The sequence below is a fragment of the uncultured Dialister sp. genome (assembly GCF_900538805.1).
Classification (GTDB): Bacteria; Bacillota; Negativicutes; order Veillonellales; family Dialisteraceae; genus Dialister.
This window is the reverse complement of record NZ_UPZP01000003.1, coordinates 15,711-31,475: the sequence shown is the minus strand read 5'-3', so window position 1 is coordinate 31,475 and position 15,765 is coordinate 15,711. Positions and strand designations below refer to the sequence as shown.

Genomic DNA, 15,765 nt, shown 5'->3' with positions numbered 1-15,765 from the left:
AAAAAGACTGTGAAGAAATCATCTCTTCACAGTCTTTTTATTCTATGAAAGTCCATCAGTCCTTCCTTCATGGGAGCGCCGCTTTTCCCGGTACATGCGGTGTTCCGCCTCCTTCATGCCCCGCAGCAGGGCGGAGGCGTTCGGCATCCATTCGCCGCCGGCGGCGGCGTGGATGGAAAGGGCTTTGGCCTTCTCCTTCAGGCGGGCGAAGGTTTCTCCGAAATCTTCTTTGCTTATATCCTCCAGAAAGGCCACAAATTCATCACCGCCCAGGCGATAGATATCATCGGTGGGGCATACGGATTTCATCATGGCTGACATATTCCTAAGACGGCTGTCACCCACGCTGTGGCCGTAGGTATCATTTGTCTGTTTCAGGTTATTCAGGTCCATGTAGATAATGCCCAGGGGCCGGTTTCCTGCTTCCAGGGCGGAAAGGCGGCTGTTCATGGCATTCCTGTTATGGACGCCGGTTAAGATGTCATTTTCGCTGAGATAGCGGAGGCGCCCCATGAGGTCATGGATATCCTTTTTCAGGGAAAGGTATACCGCCATATTTTCCAGAAGAGCCTTCAAATCCGCCGTGTCCTTTGTGCCGTAATTGTCCACGCCCAGCCAGCCGGACAGGTTGTGGTCATGGTACATGGGCGCTTCCATGAGGGAGTGGATATTCTGCTTCTTCAAGCAGTCATAGGTAATGTAATCCGTATGGCGGATGGCTTCAATGTCCGGAATGATGACGCTGCTTTCTGTCTTCAGGTACCGGTCCCATACGCCGACGTATTCTTCATAGTTCAGATCCTGGAGATGGTCCATTTCCGGCTTTACCCCTTGCCTGCACCATTCAAAGGTATTGGAAATCCGATCGTCCTTCTTTTCAAATATGTACACCCTGTCGCAGGACACAAGGCTGCCGATTTCACGGAGCACCCGGTTCACCGTTGCTTCATAGTTGGATGCGGTCAAAAGCATGCGGGTGAGGCGGAGGATCTGGTGCTCCGTGGAAATATGGACGGGCTGCTGCTTTGCTTCTTCGCTGCTGCCCAGGAGCATGAGGACGCAGCTTCCCCGCCAGGGGCCCGGCGCCACGATGTAGCGCACCGTTTTCTGTATGCGGGCCACATACTTTTCTCCGTAAACCGTATGATTTTCATAGGCCGCTTCATAGGTCTTCTGTGCCCAGGTATAGTTTTCCTGGTTCAGGAGGTTCGTGAAATGGCGGCTCAGTTTTTCATCTTCCCTGAGGCCTGTGGCCCGGCTGCAGGCTGCATTGTGGTAGCGGCAGATGATTTCTGATATGCCGCCGTCAACTCCCATGGGCACATCCAGCAGGGCATAGGGGAGGGGCAGTGCATCAAAGAGGGCGTCCTTATCCATCCACCGGTCCATTTTGTCCCGGTATCCATCATCACCGCTGCGCATCATGCCCACGGCCTCCCTTATGAGGCGGCCGGTGGTAATGCCGTCGGAGCCGTAGGTGATGATGATTTCTGCTGTCACGGTGCAGCTGTTGCCTTCCACTTCATGAATACCGGAAACCGCTCTCCTCAGTTTCCGGCACAGGGCAGTCACTTCCGTCTGGTCCTCATAGTGGAAGAGAATGACGAAACCGGCGCCGTCCAAGCGTCCTACGGTGCCTCTGGTGCCCATGATGCCGCGGATTTTATCGGCCGATGCTTTCAAAAGGCCGTTGGCCGTCTTTTCCCCATAGGTATGAAGGATTCGCCGATACTGGGGAATGGCCAGGAAGAGCATGGCATAGTCGCTGCCGAAGCTGCGATAGGCCTCCTGGCAGCCGATGAGGGATTCGATGACGCCCCGGCTGTTCATGACGCCGGTCACCTTATCCGTCACCGTCACCGGCTGGCGGCCGGTATCCTTTTCCAGCTGTTCCGCATCCTCAAACCACCCTAGAACGCCGATAATTTCCCCGTCCCTGTAAATGGGCGCTTTGCCATAGACCACGGTTTTCACCATGCCTTTCACAATGATATCCGTGGGCTGGTTGACTAAAGCACCGCCGGAAAGGACATGTTTTTCCACTTCCCTGATTCCATGGCTGTCCATAAGCCAGCCCATGTCCGGCGATGTTTTACCTCTGATGTCATTGACGGAAGAAAGGCCGGTGTACTTGAGGAATGTCCGGTTGGCTCCCTGGTAGCGCCCTTCTCGGTCTTTCCAGAAATAGGCCCTTCTGGTGCCGTTAATGACGGCATCCCATAGGTCCCTTGCCTGGAAACCATCCTTCTCCCCTCTGCTTTCTTCCACTGCAGAGCCGCAAAGTTCTTCAGGGAAATCGGACTTATTTCCGGAAATCCGGTGAATGCAGTGGAGCACCTGTCCGTAATGGGTCCGGGGAATGGGAAGCAATGTGTGAATCATCCAGATGAACCGTCCGTCCTCCACCCGGGTGCGGAAGAAGCCGGAAAGGAAGCCGGTCTTTGCCTTGCGGATACGCTTTTCCAAGGTATCCATATCCATGAAGGCCAGATACCTTTCATAATCGTCGGCATAAATGGAGCACAGGGCAAAGTGGCGGTTATAAAGGCGGGCATGGGAAATTTTTTCATGCTCCGACCAATCTCCGTCGCTTACAGCCAGAGGCTCCAGGGTGTCCTTTTCCCGGTCCTGGAGGAAAATGCCGTCATACACGGCATACACATTATGAAGTACATGGTACACCCGCTGCTGCTCCTCATGGGTCATACTGCCGGTAATGTCGGACATCCTGATTTTCACGCAGGCTTCACCGTTGCACTGGGCAATACAGCGGCCAGCGGCCTTCATGAACTGATTCCGCACAAGGTAGACAATCTCATGCATCTTTCCGTCGGCCACGCATTTGTCCAGACACTTCCGAAACGAGGCGGAAAGCTCCAGGGTGGGGTCATTGATATACTGCTCCGCTTCCTTCAGGTCCTGGTCCCCCAGGGAACGGATCATGGCAAGGTAGGCTTCATTGGCGAAGAGATACCGGATGGTATGGCCGTCATAGGCCAGGAGAGCCATGGTTTCATCGGTCTGGAAATTGACCATGCCGATGGCATCATAGTAAGCCTTCCAGGCCCTGGTCTCAATCTTCAGTCCCTCCTTCATGCAGTGTTCCAGGCTTTCCTCATAGGGCATGGGCTTTCCGAAGAAATAACCCTGCACCTTTTCGCAGCCTTTGTTCTTCAGAAACTCAAACTGTTCCTTCGTTTCCACCCCCTCCGCCAGGCTGCGGGTGCCGATTTTCTTGTCCATGGAAATGATGGAGCTGATAATGTTTCTGGCCCTTTCGCTAGAGCTTCCCAGAAAGGCCATGTCGATTTTCAGCACGTCAAAGGAATAGTCCTTCAGCAGGTTCAGGGAAGAATAGCCGCTTCCGAAATCATCCATCCAGATTTCATAGCCCGCCTTCCGGAACCGCCGGAGGCCCTGCCGTATGTGAGCGTCCCTGGCAGTGAGCAGTCTTTCCGTGATTTCAATATGAATCATGTCCCGGGGCACATTGTACTCCAGCACCCGGTTCTCCACTTCCTGGAAAATATCACACTGCAGGAAATCCAGGCGGGACAGGTTCACCGATACCGGCACCACCGGACGCCCCTCATCCATGCAGCGGGCAAAATTCACACACACCTGCCGAATGATTTCCAAATCCAGCTTATGAATCTGCCGGCTGTCCTCCAGGGCGGAAATGAAATCCGCCGGCTGGAGAAATCCCTTCTCCGGATCCTCCCACCGGGCCAGGGCCTCCATGCCGCAGAGGGCGCCGGAAACGGTCCTCACAATGGGCTGGTAATAGGCTTTGATATATCCTTTTTCCACGGCTTCGTCCATATGGCGGGACACATAGTCCTTCAGCTCCACCTTCTTGTCCAGGTCGGCGGTGTAATAGGCCATGAAACGGTCAGCGCTGTCGTGGATGCTGTCACAGGCAATCTTCACCCTGGTCACTGCCTGGCTGGGGTCGGCTCCCCAGCAGCCAAGCTGGTAAATGCCTGCCTTGCAGTCCACCTTGGCGGAAGGGCGGATGGAGAGGATACGGCTGTGGGCCTCTCTGATCTTTTCCTCCAGATTCCGGTTCTCCGCCAGCACCATGAAATGATCCACATCAATGCGGGAAATCACATGGCCCGAAAACACTTCCTGGAGGCAATGGCCAATCTGCTGAAGGAAGGCGTCCCCCTCCGAAATACCATAGGTCACATTGAAAAGCTTGAAATGAACCACATCAAAAAACAAAAGGGCATACCTTTCCGGATGGCCGCTGTCCTTCACAATCCTCTCCGCCTCCGCCAGGAAGCGCCGCATGCCTGGAAATCCGGTGATGTGGTCCATCTCATAGGCCGGCAGCCGTTCATCCAGCGCCGTCACAAAAAGGAAGACCAGAGGATTTCCTGCCTCGTCCCTTCCCCTCTGGCCCACCATATCCACCTGCCGCCGGCTTCCATCTTCTGCGGAAAGAGAACAGGCCAGGCTGAACCGTCCGCCGGACACACGCATCTGGTCCGCCATATCCTTTTCCACCGCCGCATCATCCTTTTTGAGAAGCCCCGGCAGCCTTCCACCGGTAAGCGCTAGAAATTCCTCTTCATTCCTGCAGCCAAGGATACAGTAAAGTTCTTGATTTCCATATACAATTTCCTTTTTCTCATCATCCCGGTATGCCATGACACCGCCGGGGAAAAGGTCACTCAGTGCCTGCATGAAAGATGTTTTGTGTTCCATCCTGTTTTTCACTCTATTCCAGCCAATTCTATTTCCTGATTCCGGAAATCGAATCATAATCATTCTAAAAAATTTATAAGCTTTTGCTGGTACATAATGTATACCTAAAACCATTTAAAGTCAATTCATATATTTTACAGGTAAATACTGCTTTCGGCGGCTAAGAAGAAACATACTCCCATGAAAATAAAAAATGGGGCTGTGAAAAAATGTTTAAGCATTTTTTCACAGCCCCTTTTCCGCTTCGTTTATAGATTCAGAAAACTGCAAAAAATGACTGTAAGCTGTTCCCCGCATTGTCATCTCGAGCGGAGCTACATGTCGATACGAGAACAAAGGTATTCGGCTCTATTGAGACTCTGAGTCGAGAGATCTCCGCCCCAATGCGGCTTGTATCATTGGGAGAGGGAGATTTCTCCACTCCGCTTCGCTTCGGTCGAAATGACAATGAAGCGGCGTGAGTGTTTGTGTTAATTTATTCCTTGCAGACCAGTGATAAGGCGTCTGTTGCCAAATTGTCTAACCATCCGGGGAGAAATCAATCATTTTTTCACAGCCCCATTTCCATTTCCTTATATCTTTTTCAAATCCTCATCAATAATGCGGCTCTTCAGGTCCTGCAGCTTATCCGACAGGTTCACTTCCATAATGTTCGGATTCAGGAGCCTGGTGTATTCCGGCCACAGAGTTTCCATCTGTCTGTTGGCATAGGCAATGGTTTCATCAAGGCTCGGAAGCGGAGCTGCCTCTCCGTGAAGGATGACAGGCTGTAACATATCCACGCAGGTATAGGTGCCGGCCTTCAGTTCCTTCTTCCTCCACTTGGCGGATTCCGTGACCAGGGTGAAATCGCCGCCGTCCGGGAAGGGCTCGTCTGCCAGGCACACCAGATCCGTAATCATCTTGCCGGTGCCTTTCTTATAGAAACGGCGCACCGCCTTGATGCCGGGGTTTGTCATCTTGCTCACATCATTAGAAATCTTCATCACCGGTTCAAAGGCGCCGTCCTTTTCACGGGCGCTCATCTTGAACACCCCGCCCAGGGCGGAGGTGCCGTCGGCGGTAATGATTTTTGTGCCCACGCCCCAGCTTGTGACGGTGCAGCCCTGTTCCTTCAAAGACTGGATAAGGTATTCGTCCAAATCGTTGGAACCGGAAATAATGGCATCCGGGAAACCGGCTTCTTTGAACATGCGGGACGCCTCCCGGGACAGGTATCCCAGATCCCCGCTGTCGATGCGGATGCCGTATTTTTTCGGAAGCTGTCCCTTAGCCTTCAGTTCCTTGAACACCCGGATGGCATGGGGCACGCCCATTTCCAGCACATTATAGGTATCTGCCAGAAGGATGAGGTTGTCATGGTACTGCTTCACATATTCCTCAAAGGCCTCCAGCTCCGTGTCAAAGCTCATGACCCAGCTGTGGGCCATGGTGCCCAGCACGGGAATGCCGAAAAGCTTCCCTGCTTCCACATTGGAAGTGCCGTTGAAGCCGCCGATCATGGACGCCCTGGCTCCCCAGAGACCTGCTGAATGGCCCTGGGCCCGGCGCAGGCCGAACTCCATCAATGCATCCTTCGGCGCCACTGTCCGCACGCGGCGGCACTTGGTGGCAATGAGGCTCTCATGATTCATAATCATGGAAAGCCCCGTTTCCAAAAGCATGGCTTCCGTGGTGGTGCCTTCAAACCGGAGAAGCAGCTCCCCCGGGAAAGCCACCGTGCCTTCGGGCATGGCATAAATATTTCCGGTGAAATGGAAATGGGACAGATAATCCAGGAATTCCGGATAAAAAATATGAAGGCTTCGGAGATATTCTATATCCTCAGCGCTGTAGGTAAAGTTCTTTACAAAATCCACCAGATGGGACAGCCCTGCCACCACGGTATAGCCGCCGTTGAAGGGATTCACCCGGTAAAAACGGTCAAAAACAACCTTTCTCTCATGCATGCCCTTCTTGAAAAGAGCATTGGTCATAGTGAGCTGATACAAATCAGTTACAAGTCCATTGGATGCCATAATATCCCCCTTTATTTTTTCATTGTCAAGACAATGGATAGATTGAATCCATTATAACACTTTATGCCGTTAGCATCACATTAAATCGTACTTTTACAAATCAGGGGAATCAGGCATGAAACTGTATTCCCAAAGGTGCCTGTCATTCCAAAGCCAGCTCCTTCTCCCTTCCCTCATTCCTGTCACGAAGGTACACGGAGCCCCCGTGAAGGCTCAAAACTGCCATATCCTCTTTGTCCACCAGGCCCATGTCCTCAATGTCATCCCGGCAGGCCTTCAGCATGGAGTCTTTCGTTTCCTTTTCCGTTTCCTCCTTCAGCCAGCCCCGGATGGAAATCCAGGACTTATCCGGATGCACCGCACTGATTTCCACATGGCGGTTCACCGTGATTTCATGATACAGATGGGACGACCGGGCCAGAAGGAAACAGAGCTTTCCCTCCACCTCGCACACCCCGCTCATGGGCCGCACCCGGGGCTCCATGCCGTCCACCGTGGCCATATAAAATACTTCGCATTCCCGTAGATATTCCAGTACCAGCTTCACAGAATCCATCATTAATTCCTCCGTTCACTCCATTTTTCTATCATTATTGTACACGCAGGGAAGGGGAATGGAAAGGTGTTAAAGAAAGTTGACGGCCCCAAAGAGCCCGAAGGTTGTGGATTGCCAATGGGGGCCACAAAGTGGTCCGGGTTCAAAGGGTTCAGAGGGTTCAGAAGGTTCAAAGGGTGGTGGTATCGCCCTGTCGGGCGATGAGTATAAAGTCAGCGTTACGGGATTACCTTCCCGTCTCCATCTGTCATCCTGAACGCCAGCAGCAGAATGACCGGTAACCAGTCCACCAGCCCACTAGTACACCAGCACACCAGCACACTAATGACCACGCAAAAAACTTCCTGGAATCCAAAAGCGGGGCGCGTCATAAGCCGCTTCAGGCTTTGCCTTTGCATTGCCTTTAAGGATTTCAGGAAGTTTTTTATTTTTTCAGCCGGCTGATGGAGAAGGAAGGAGAGGACATTCCCTGCTCTTCCGCTTTCCATGGATGGGCCCCAGCGAAATCTATTGAGCATGATTCCCTGTTTCTTCGCTTCTCTATCCACATAGTCTAAAAAGGCCTTGAAAATTCTTAAAATGACTGTAAGCGGCTCACCGCATTGTCATCTCGAGCGGAGCTGCATGCCGACGTGAGGGCAATGGTGTCTGCGCTCTATTGAAACTCTGAGTCGAGAGATCTCCCACCGCAATGGCTTATTTCTTTCCGGAGCGAGATTTCTCCGCTCAGGCTTCACTTTCGTCGAAATGACAATGGAGCAGGAAGGAATTCATTCTTTATTAAGAGGGGCGCTCGGAAGAATTTACAGCGTCTCAATCATTTCTTCGCAGCCCCTTACTCCTCCTTCAGCGCCTCTTCTCTATCGGAAAGGATTTTGACCTTCACGTCCGGCAGGTGGGTGAGGACGTCGATGACGGTGTCCCTGGTGTCTTTGGTGGAGTTAATCTGGCAGGTGGCTCTTTTGGCGTTCAGCGTGGTCAGCACTCCCAGGTATTCGTAGCCTTCGATAATGCGGTTGATGTAGTTCACTTCTTCCGGCGGGATTTCGATGTATACCCTTGTATCTTCCGTCATTTCTTTGCGCGCCTCCTCAGAATGGAGAAGGCAGGAAGGACTGCGTCTCCTGTCATGGTGAGCTCTTCCAGCGGATGCGGCGCCTTGTCCACTTCTTCTCCCTCTCCGTTCACCAGTTTTGTAATTTTGATGAGCCCCACGTCACCTTTAGGCGTCAGGTATTCCAGGATTTCTCCCACTTTGAAATGGTTTCTCTGCTGCACCCGGTTCGTGCCTTCTTCTACGCGGGCCGGAAGGATGAGGCCTACGAAATCATAGGGCTGGTCCGGCTGGGATTTCACGTATTCCTGGGCGCTGTGATCCGGGTTCTGGAAGGCAAAGGCGGTGGTGTAGGGACGGTGGGATACCTTTTCCAGTTCTTCCCTCCATTCCGGACGCACCTTGTAGGCGCCGCCTTCGGCGTAGTAGGCGTCGATGGCCTTCCGGTAGGCTGCCACCACGGCGGCCACGTAGTACACACTCTTCATGCGGCCTTCGATTTTAAGGGAGGCAGCGCCCCCTTCGATGAGTTCGGGAATGTGGTCAATCATGCAGAGGTCTTTGCTGTTGAAGACATAGGTGCCGTGCTCATCTTCCTCCACCGGCCAGTACTGGCCGGGCCGGGATTCTTCCATAACGGCGTAGCGGAAGCGGCAGGCCTGGATGCATTCGCCCCGGTTGGACTGTCTTTTTCCGTTGGTGAAGAAATTGGAAAGAAGGCAGCGGCCGGACCAGGAAATGCACATGGCGCCGTGGCCGAAGACTTCCAGATCAATGTCCACTTTTTTGCGGATTTCCGCCATTTCCTTCACCGACACTTCCCGGGCCAGTACCACCCTTTCGGCGCCCAGGTCCTTCCATACCTTCACGGTGCGCCAGTTGGCAGAGCTTGCCTGAGTGGACACGTGGATGGGAAGGTTCGGCGCCACTTCCCGGCAGAGGGAGAAGACGCCCAGGTCGGAAATCAAAGCAGCGTCCACATGGATGCTTTCCAGATATTTCAGATAGTCGTCCAGTCCCTCCAGATCTTCATTCCGGGGAATGATATTTACCGTAACATACACCTTTTTCCCCATGCTGTGGGCATAGGAGACCGCTTCCTTCAGCTCTTCCATGGAGAAGTTGCCGCCATAGGCACGGAGGCCGAAGACCTTGCCCGCCAGATATACCGCATCCGCCCCGTAAAGGAGGGCCATTTTCATTTTTTCCATTGTTCCCGCCGGAGCGAGAAGTTCCATTTTTTTCATGTATGTTCCTTTCTAACGGAAACGGCCAGACCGTCTCCTTCTACATATATATGAGTTTCATATTTCTCATTCACATAGTCCAGGTACTCCCGAAGCCGCATGACCAGAGTGCGGTAGCGGTGAGGCACGGGGCCTTCCTTTTCCACCAGCCCCCGGAAAAGGACGTTATCCGCCGCAATGACCGCCCGGTCCGACAGAAGAGGTTCGACAGCCCGAAGTTCCCTAAGGTACTGTCCCTTAGGTCCGTCAAGGAAGAGGAAATCGTAGGGGCCGGAAAGGGTGGGTATCACTTCTCCCGCATCTCCCAGATGGCAGTGCACACGGCCGGAAAGGCCCGCCCTTTCCATGACTTCCTTCGCCCTGTGATGGCGCTCTTCGTCAAGCTCCACCGTATCGATTTCCGCCTTCGGAAACCGCTCCGCCATAAGAAGGGCGGAGTAGCCGATGGCGGTGCCTATTTCCAATATGCGCCGCGGCTCAGCCAGCGCTGCCGAGCGAAGGAGAAGCTCCCGCTCCGGCCCCCGGATAATGGGCACATGATTTTTCTCCGCATAGTCTTCCAGTTCCTTTTTCAAAGGCTGCCAGTTATTTGCCATAGATATTCTCCGTCTCCGCCTGATGCTCTTCATAGGATTTCGTGAAAACGTGATGGCCGTCGGCCTGGGCTACGTAGTACAAATACTCTCCCGGCTTAGCCTCCAGCACCGCTTCAATGGCATCCATGCCGGGGCTTCCGATGGGTCCCGGCGGCAGGCCGTTGTGGGTATAGGTGTTGTAGGGGGAATCAATCCTTGTATCCGCAATGGTGAGCTCCTCCTTCGGGCTGCCCAGGGCATACTGGATGGTGGCGTCAATCTGGAGGGGCATGCCGATTTCAAGACGCTTCAGCATCACCGATGCAATGGGCACCTGGTCTTCCTTGAAACGGGCTTCCCTTTCCACCATGGAGGCCAGGGTCATCAAAGCATGAAGGGTCAAATGCTTTGCTTCCGCCTTCTTCCGGATGTCCGGCGTCAGCATGGAGTCGGTCCGCTTGTACATCATATCGCATATCTGCCGGGCCGTATACTCCTTGGGAATATTATAGGTGTCCGGGAAAAGGAATCCCTCCGCCTTTACCGGCACCGGCAGGGGACCGTACTGGTATTTCAAAGGGCCGTAGGAAGCAGCTTCCTTCTCAAAGTCCTCCGCCCCCTTCACGCCTGCATCCTTTAGAAGGGAGGAAATTTGGCGCACCGTGTAGCCTTCCGGCACCGTCACGAAGACGGACTCCGTCTTGCCCGACCGGAGCTCCGTCATGGCTTCCTTGATGGTGAGGCCCTGTTTCATCTTGTAAGTCCCGCTCTGGAGACTTTTGCCGCTTCCGAGAATGTGGGAATAGAGCCTGAAAAGGGTACTGCTCCGGATGATGCCCTTCTTTTCCAGGGTATCCGCAATATCCCGACCGGTGGAATTTCTGGGCACATCCACCATGGCGCTGCCATGAAGGTCCACCCTGTCGAAGGCATAGAAATAAATGCCTGCCGTAAGGAGGATCAGGAAGGCAAGACCGCCGGCCAGGGCGGACCATTCTTTCCGGCCCATTTTCTTTAAGGAAAAGGGCGCTCTTTCCGGTTCTCCGGACTCTTCTGTCTTTCTTTCTTGCAAATTGCACCTCTCAAACAATGTCAAGGGAAGTAAAATGTGGAAATCTCTTTCTGAAAAGATTATTCTATAATTATATCATATTGTATAAAGAGCCTTCAGCACTAATCTATAGAGGCTGATAACAGGCATTGATGCAAAGGAGCATACCCATGATAATCAAAGGAATCACCGCACAGATTACAAGAACCATTACAGAAGAAGATACCGCAGAAAAGGTAAAGAGCGGGTCCCTCCCCGTGCTGGCCACGCCGGTGCTGTCGGCGGCCATGGAAGAAGCGGCCGTAAAAGCCCTTGCCCCCTTCCTTTCCGGCCATGAAACCACCGTAGGCGGTTCCATTTCCCTCATCCACAAAGCGCCCACCCTGCCGGGGCATACTATCACCGTCACCGCCACGGTGACGGAAGTCAGGGGAAAGAAGATTTCCTTCCACATCACCGCCTCCGATGAAAACGGAGATATCGGGGAAGCGGACCATGACCGCTTTCTGGTGGACAGCGTAAAGTTTATGGAAAAGGCGGAGAAAAGGAATGAAAGAAGGGAGTAAGGAAATTTCCATCCGCCAGGCATCACCGGATGACGTCGCCGCCCTTCTTGCTATTTACAAGCCCTATGTGGAGAAGACGGCCATTACCTTTGAATACGAAGTGCCTGCGCCGGAAGAATTCAAAGAACGCATAGCCCATACCCTGGAGAAATATCCCTACCTTCTGGCAGAAGAGGAAGGCCATATCCTGGGTTATGCCTACGCCGGTCCCTTCCATCCCAGAAAGGCCTATGAGCACTCGGCGGAGCTTTCCATCTATCTTGCCCCCAAAGCCCGGCACCGGGGAATCGGGAAAAAACTCTATGCCCGAATGGAAGAGATTCTCCTGAAGCAGCAGGTGTTCAACCTGTACGCCTGCATTGCATTTACAGAAAAAGAGGACCCCTTCCTTCCAAAGGACAGTCCTCTTTTTCATGAACATATGGGATTTAAGACAGCAGGCCTCTTCCATCACTGCGGATATAAATTCCACCGCTGGTATGACATGGTGTGGATGGAGAAAATGATAGGAAAAAGACCTGAGAAACCTGGAGATTTTGTGGCATTTCAGGGGCTGTAATGCAATGTCACCCACATGCAAAGGTTCAAAGGGTTCAGAGGGTTCAGAAGGTTCAGAGGGTTGTGGTGGCGCCCTATCGGGCGCATTATAAAATGGTGCCGAAGGCTCCTGCATTGCCTCCACGGAGTGGGCTTTATAAGTTCCCTTTGAACCGGTCCGGAAGGCGAAGCCATTCCCGGGCCGAACCGGCCGCCTAGGGAAGCGCTGATTAAATCGTTATCGGATTTCATTCTTGGATTTTTATTCAATGCAAGGAATCAGTCGACGCGAATAGCGAGCTATTTAAGGAGACTGATGACGCAGCATTGGATAAAAATACATATGAAGTTCGATTCTGCGAATTAATCAGTGCTTCCCTAGGGCGAAGCCCGGTGGCAGCCTGCCCCCTTGACCCCGACTGCGCTCAGGATGACGGCCTCCGGCAGGAATCAACACTCGGTCAGAGGACAGCAGCGAGGGAGGATAACTGCCCCACTGTCCCACTAGCACACCAGTACACTAGTACACTAGTACACTAGTACACTGTCCCACCTATTCTCCCTTCAGCACCCCCGTACCATCAAAGGCGGGAATGAACATTTTGTCGGAGCTGGCTTTCTGCTGGACGTAGCCGTCTTCGATGCCCAGTTCTTCCATATAGCTTTCGCATTCTTCGTATTCCTCATCCGTAATGGGCCGGTTGATTTCAGGGTACTCCGCCGCCCTGCCGCAGGGGACGTACTGGCGCATGAGGCTGAAGAGCACTTCGCCGGGAGCGAAGGTTTCCGCCACATATTCCAGCACTTTCTTCGTATTTTCCACCTGTCCCGGCAGGATGAGGTGGCGGATGAGGACGCCCTTCTGCAGGATGCCGTCACTGTCCATTTCATAGGGCCCTGTCTGGCGGTACATCTGCTCAATGGCAGCCGTGGCTTTTTCGAAATAGTCCGGCGCATCGCTGTACTTAGCCGCGGCGCGGCGGTCGGCGTATTTCAAATCCGGCAGCCAGCACTGCACTTTTTTCCGAAGGAAGGCCACGGTGTGCACGCTTTCGTAGCCGCCGCAGTTATACACCACCGGCACGGGAAGCGGGTCCCGGAGGCTCTGGAAGATGGCGTGGGTGTACTGGGTAGGGGTCACCAGGTCAATGTTATGGGCGCCCTCTGCTATGAGTTCGAAATAGATTTCCCGAAGTCTCTCCACCGACACTTCGATGCCCTTCCTCATTTCCGATATTTCATAGTTCTGGCAGTACACGCAGGACAGGTTGCAGCCTGCAAAGAACACGGTGCCTGCGCCGCGACTGCCGGCGATGCAGGGTTCCTCCCAGTGGTGGAGGGCAGCCCTGGAAATGACGGGAAGCATGGCTGACCGGCAGTAGCCCACATTTCCTTTGTCCTTCACCGACAGTTTTCTTTCTATTTTGCATGCCCTGGGGCATATGTTGCATATACTCATGATGTACTCCTTTTTCGCCGGCTCTTTGCCGGTATCTTTTTATTGTAGCACACAGGGTCTTCCTTTTCCTCATGGAAGAATGACATATCCGCATTCCATAAATCCATAAATTTCATTGATTCAATCTGGTAAAAATCTTATAATAAAGGCGTAAAAATCGTTCTGCCCGGATAGGGCAGGAAACTTTTCAATTCGAAAGGAGTTTTCTCATGGAAAACAACGCAGGTCTCATGGAGAGGATTTTCCATCTCTCGGAAAGTCATACCACCGTAAGGACCGAAATCATGGCAGGAATTACCACCTTTATGACCATGGCCTATATTCTTGCCGTCAACCCCAGTATCATGAGCACCACAGGCATGGATAAGGGAGCCGTCCTTACCGCCACGGCGCTGGCAGGCTTTCTGGGCACCATGTTTATGGCGGTTTTCGCCAATTACCCCTTTGCCCTGGCACCGGGCATGGGGCTGAACGCCTTCTTTGCCTTCACCGTGGTGAAGCAGATGGGCTATTCCTGGGAAATGGCACTGGCTGCGGTTTTCGTGGAAGGTATCATTTTCATCATTCTTTCCCTCACCAATGTCCGTGAAGCCATCTTCAACGCCATCCCCATTAACCTGAAGAAAGCGGTGTCCGCAGGCATCGGCCTTTTCATCGCCTTCATCGGACTGGGCAGCGCCCAGATTATCGTGGCCAATCCTGCCACCAAGATTTCCCTTTTCTCCTTCAAAGGAGCCATGGCAGCCGGAACCTTCCATACCACCGGTATTACGGTGGTGCTGGCCATTATCGGCGTCCTTTTCACCGCCATCCTCATGGTGAAGAAGGTAAGGGGCAACATTCTCTGGGGCATCCTTTTCACCTGGCTTCTGGGTGTTCTTTGTGAAATCTCCGGTCTCTACGTACCGGATCCTTCGGTAGGCGCCTTCAGCACACTGCCCAATTTCTCCGGCGGCCTTGCTTCCTTTGAACCGAAGAGCATCGCCCCCATCTTCATGCAGCTGGATTTCTCCCAGATCGGCACCTTCAATTTCGTAGTGGTGCTCCTGGCTTTCCTCTTCGTTGATATTTTCGATACCATCGGCACCCTCATCGGCGTGTCCTCCAAGGCAAACATGCTGGATGAAAACAACAAGCTGCCCCATATCAAGGGCGCCCTCATGGCTGATGCCGTAGCTACCTCCGTAGGCGCCGTGCTTGGCGTTTCCACCACCACCACCTATGTAGAAAGTGCCTCCGGCGTTTCCGAAGGCGGCCGCACCGGCCTCACCGCCGTCACCGTGGCAGTGCTCTTCCTCCTTTCCATGTTCCTTTCCCCTATTTTCATGGCCATTCCTGCCTTTGCCACGGCACCGGCCCTGATTATCGTAGGTTTCCTCATGTTTACCGCCGTCACGGGCATTGACTTCGATGATCCCACCGAAGCCATCCCCTGCTACTTCACCATCATCGCCATGCCCTTTGCCTACAGCATTGCAGAAGGCATTTCCTTCGGCACCATCACCTACACCCTGATTAACCTGCTCACAGGGCACAGGAGCAAGGTAAGCGTCCTCATGATGGCATTGACCGTGATTTTCATTCTGAAGTATATTTTCCTTTGATTGTTTCAACTCCGGCCTGCGCCATGCGGCGCAGGCTTTTCTATTGAAAGGAATCCCCTATGGCCTATTTTCTCATGTTCTTTGCCATTGCCATGGAACTCACCGGCACCACCTTCCTTAAAATGTCCCATGGCTTCACCCTCATCCTGCCCACCGCGGGCTGCCTCATTTCCTACGGTCTCTGCTTCTTCTCCTTCTCCCGGGCCCTCACGTCCCTGAACCTGGCTCTCGCCTATGCCACCTGGAGCGGCGTGGGCATCCTGGCCACCACATTGATTTCCTGGTTCTTCTTCGGCGAAAAACTGACAGCCACCGGAATCTTTGCCATCTTCCTCATCATCGCAGGCTGCATCCTGCTCAATCTCTTCGGTGCAGAAAAATAAGG

General features: G+C 53.2%; 13 protein-coding genes. 4 read left to right on the top strand and 9 right to left on the bottom strand.

What is annotated here, in order from left to right; translation table 11 throughout:
• Positions 1–42 precede the first annotated feature (42 nt).
• From QZQ29_RS00730 to mltG, 8 genes are all read right to left on the bottom strand, one after another.
• Positions 43–4,713, bottom strand: a complete 4,671-nt coding sequence (locus QZQ29_RS00730; RefSeq protein ID WP_296958515.1) for an EAL domain-containing protein — start codon at positions 4,711–4,713, stop codon at positions 43–45.
• A gap of 572 nt (positions 4,714–5,285) precedes the next feature.
• The gene (locus QZQ29_RS00725) at positions 5,286–6,731 is read right to left on the bottom strand and encodes a nicotinate phosphoribosyltransferase (protein ID WP_296958513.1); all 1,446 of its coding nucleotides are present in this window, start codon (positions 6,729–6,731) and stop codon (positions 5,286–5,288) included.
• Between the two features lie 142 nt (positions 6,732–6,873).
• Positions 6,874–7,290 (bottom strand): pyridoxamine 5'-phosphate oxidase family protein, encoded by a 417-nt coding sequence (locus tag QZQ29_RS00720; RefSeq protein ID WP_296958511.1) that lies wholly within the window; start codon positions 7,288–7,290, stop codon positions 6,874–6,876.
• Positions 7,291–7,505: 215 nt separating this feature from the next.
• Positions 7,506–7,775: a hypothetical protein gene (locus QZQ29_RS00715; RefSeq protein ID WP_296958509.1), complete on the bottom strand. Its 270-nt coding sequence runs from the start codon at positions 7,773–7,775 to the stop codon at positions 7,506–7,508.
• A 347-nt stretch (positions 7,776–8,122) separates the two neighbouring features.
• Entirely contained in the window at positions 8,123–8,362 is a 240-nt protein-coding gene (locus QZQ29_RS00710) for a DUF4911 domain-containing protein (protein WP_296958508.1), read from the bottom strand.
• Positions 8,359–9,588 (bottom strand): U32 family peptidase, encoded by a 1,230-nt coding sequence (locus QZQ29_RS00705; RefSeq protein ID WP_296958507.1) that lies wholly within the window; start codon positions 9,586–9,588, stop codon positions 8,359–8,361. Before QZQ29_RS00705 ends, QZQ29_RS00710 begins: the two co-directional genes overlap by 4 nt.
• Positions 9,585–10,184, bottom strand: a complete 600-nt coding sequence (locus tag QZQ29_RS00700; RefSeq protein ID WP_296958505.1) for an O-methyltransferase — start codon at positions 10,182–10,184, stop codon at positions 9,585–9,587. The genes QZQ29_RS00705 and QZQ29_RS00700 overlap by 4 nt, the downstream gene beginning before the upstream one ends.
• Positions 10,174–11,235 (bottom strand): endolytic transglycosylase MltG, encoded by a 1,062-nt coding sequence (mltG, locus tag QZQ29_RS00695; RefSeq protein WP_296958504.1) that lies wholly within the window; start codon positions 11,233–11,235, stop codon positions 10,174–10,176. Before mltG ends, QZQ29_RS00700 begins: the two co-directional genes overlap by 11 nt.
• A gap of 149 nt (positions 11,236–11,384) precedes the next feature.
• Here mltG and QZQ29_RS00690 point away from each other — a divergent pair, with 149 nt between their 5' ends.
• A complete protein-coding gene (locus QZQ29_RS00690; RefSeq protein WP_296958502.1) occupies positions 11,385–11,780 on the top strand; it encodes a thioesterase family protein in 396 nt (131 codons plus the stop codon).
• The gene (locus QZQ29_RS00685) at positions 11,764–12,339 is read left to right on the top strand and encodes a GNAT family N-acetyltransferase (RefSeq protein ID WP_296958501.1); all 576 of its coding nucleotides are present in this window, start codon (positions 11,764–11,766) and stop codon (positions 12,337–12,339) included. Before QZQ29_RS00690 ends, QZQ29_RS00685 begins: the two co-directional genes overlap by 17 nt.
• Before the next feature lie 531 nt (positions 12,340–12,870).
• On the opposite strand, the gene QZQ29_RS00680 is transcribed toward QZQ29_RS00685, so the two are convergent.
• Positions 12,871–13,776 (bottom strand): radical SAM protein, encoded by a 906-nt coding sequence (locus QZQ29_RS00680; RefSeq protein ID WP_296958499.1) that lies wholly within the window; start codon positions 13,774–13,776, stop codon positions 12,871–12,873.
• Positions 13,777–13,985: 209 nt separating this feature from the next.
• On the opposite strand from QZQ29_RS00680, the gene QZQ29_RS00675 reads away from it, so the two are divergent.
• Positions 13,986–15,380, top strand: coding sequence for an NCS2 family permease (locus QZQ29_RS00675; RefSeq protein ID WP_296958497.1), 1,395 nt, complete (start codon positions 13,986–13,988; stop codon positions 15,378–15,380).
• 59 nt (positions 15,381–15,439) lie between these two features.
• On the top strand, positions 15,440–15,763 hold the full coding sequence (locus QZQ29_RS00670; protein WP_296958495.1) for a multidrug efflux SMR transporter: 324 nt from the start codon (positions 15,440–15,442) through the stop codon (positions 15,761–15,763).
• The last annotated feature ends 2 nt before the right edge of the window (positions 15,764–15,765 follow it).

Bases quoted from the DNA above. Each gene is read 5' to 3' on its own strand.
- QZQ29_RS00730 (WP_296958515.1), bottom strand. From the start codon at position 4,713: ATGGAACACAAAACATCTTTCATGCAGGCACTGAGTGACCTTTTCCCC.
- QZQ29_RS00725 (WP_296958513.1), bottom strand. From the start codon at position 6,731: ATGGCATCCAATGGACTTGTAACTGATTTGTATCAGCTCACTATGACC.
- QZQ29_RS00720 (WP_296958511.1), bottom strand. From the start codon at position 7,290: ATGATGGATTCTGTGAAGCTGGTACTGGAATATCTACGGGAATGCGAA.
- QZQ29_RS00715 (WP_296958509.1), bottom strand. From the start codon at position 7,775: ATGGAAAGCGGAAGAGCAGGGAATGTCCTCTCCTTCCTTCTCCATCAG.
- QZQ29_RS00710 (WP_296958508.1), bottom strand. From the start codon at position 8,362: ATGACGGAAGATACAAGGGTATACATCGAAATCCCGCCGGAAGAAGTG.
- QZQ29_RS00705 (WP_296958507.1), bottom strand. From the start codon at position 9,588: ATGAAAAAAATGGAACTTCTCGCTCCGGCGGGAACAATGGAAAAAATG.
- QZQ29_RS00700 (WP_296958505.1), bottom strand. From the start codon at position 10,184: ATGGCAAATAACTGGCAGCCTTTGAAAAAGGAACTGGAAGACTATGCG.
- QZQ29_RS00690 (WP_296958502.1), top strand. From the start codon at position 11,385: ATGATAATCAAAGGAATCACCGCACAGATTACAAGAACCATTACAGAA.
- QZQ29_RS00685 (WP_296958501.1), top strand. From the start codon at position 11,764: ATGAAAGAAGGGAGTAAGGAAATTTCCATCCGCCAGGCATCACCGGAT.
- QZQ29_RS00680 (WP_296958499.1), bottom strand. From the start codon at position 13,776: ATGAGTATATGCAACATATGCCCCAGGGCATGCAAAATAGAAAGAAAA.
- QZQ29_RS00675 (WP_296958497.1), top strand. From the start codon at position 13,986: ATGGAAAACAACGCAGGTCTCATGGAGAGGATTTTCCATCTCTCGGAA.
- QZQ29_RS00670 (WP_296958495.1), top strand. From the start codon at position 15,440: ATGGCCTATTTTCTCATGTTCTTTGCCATTGCCATGGAACTCACCGGC.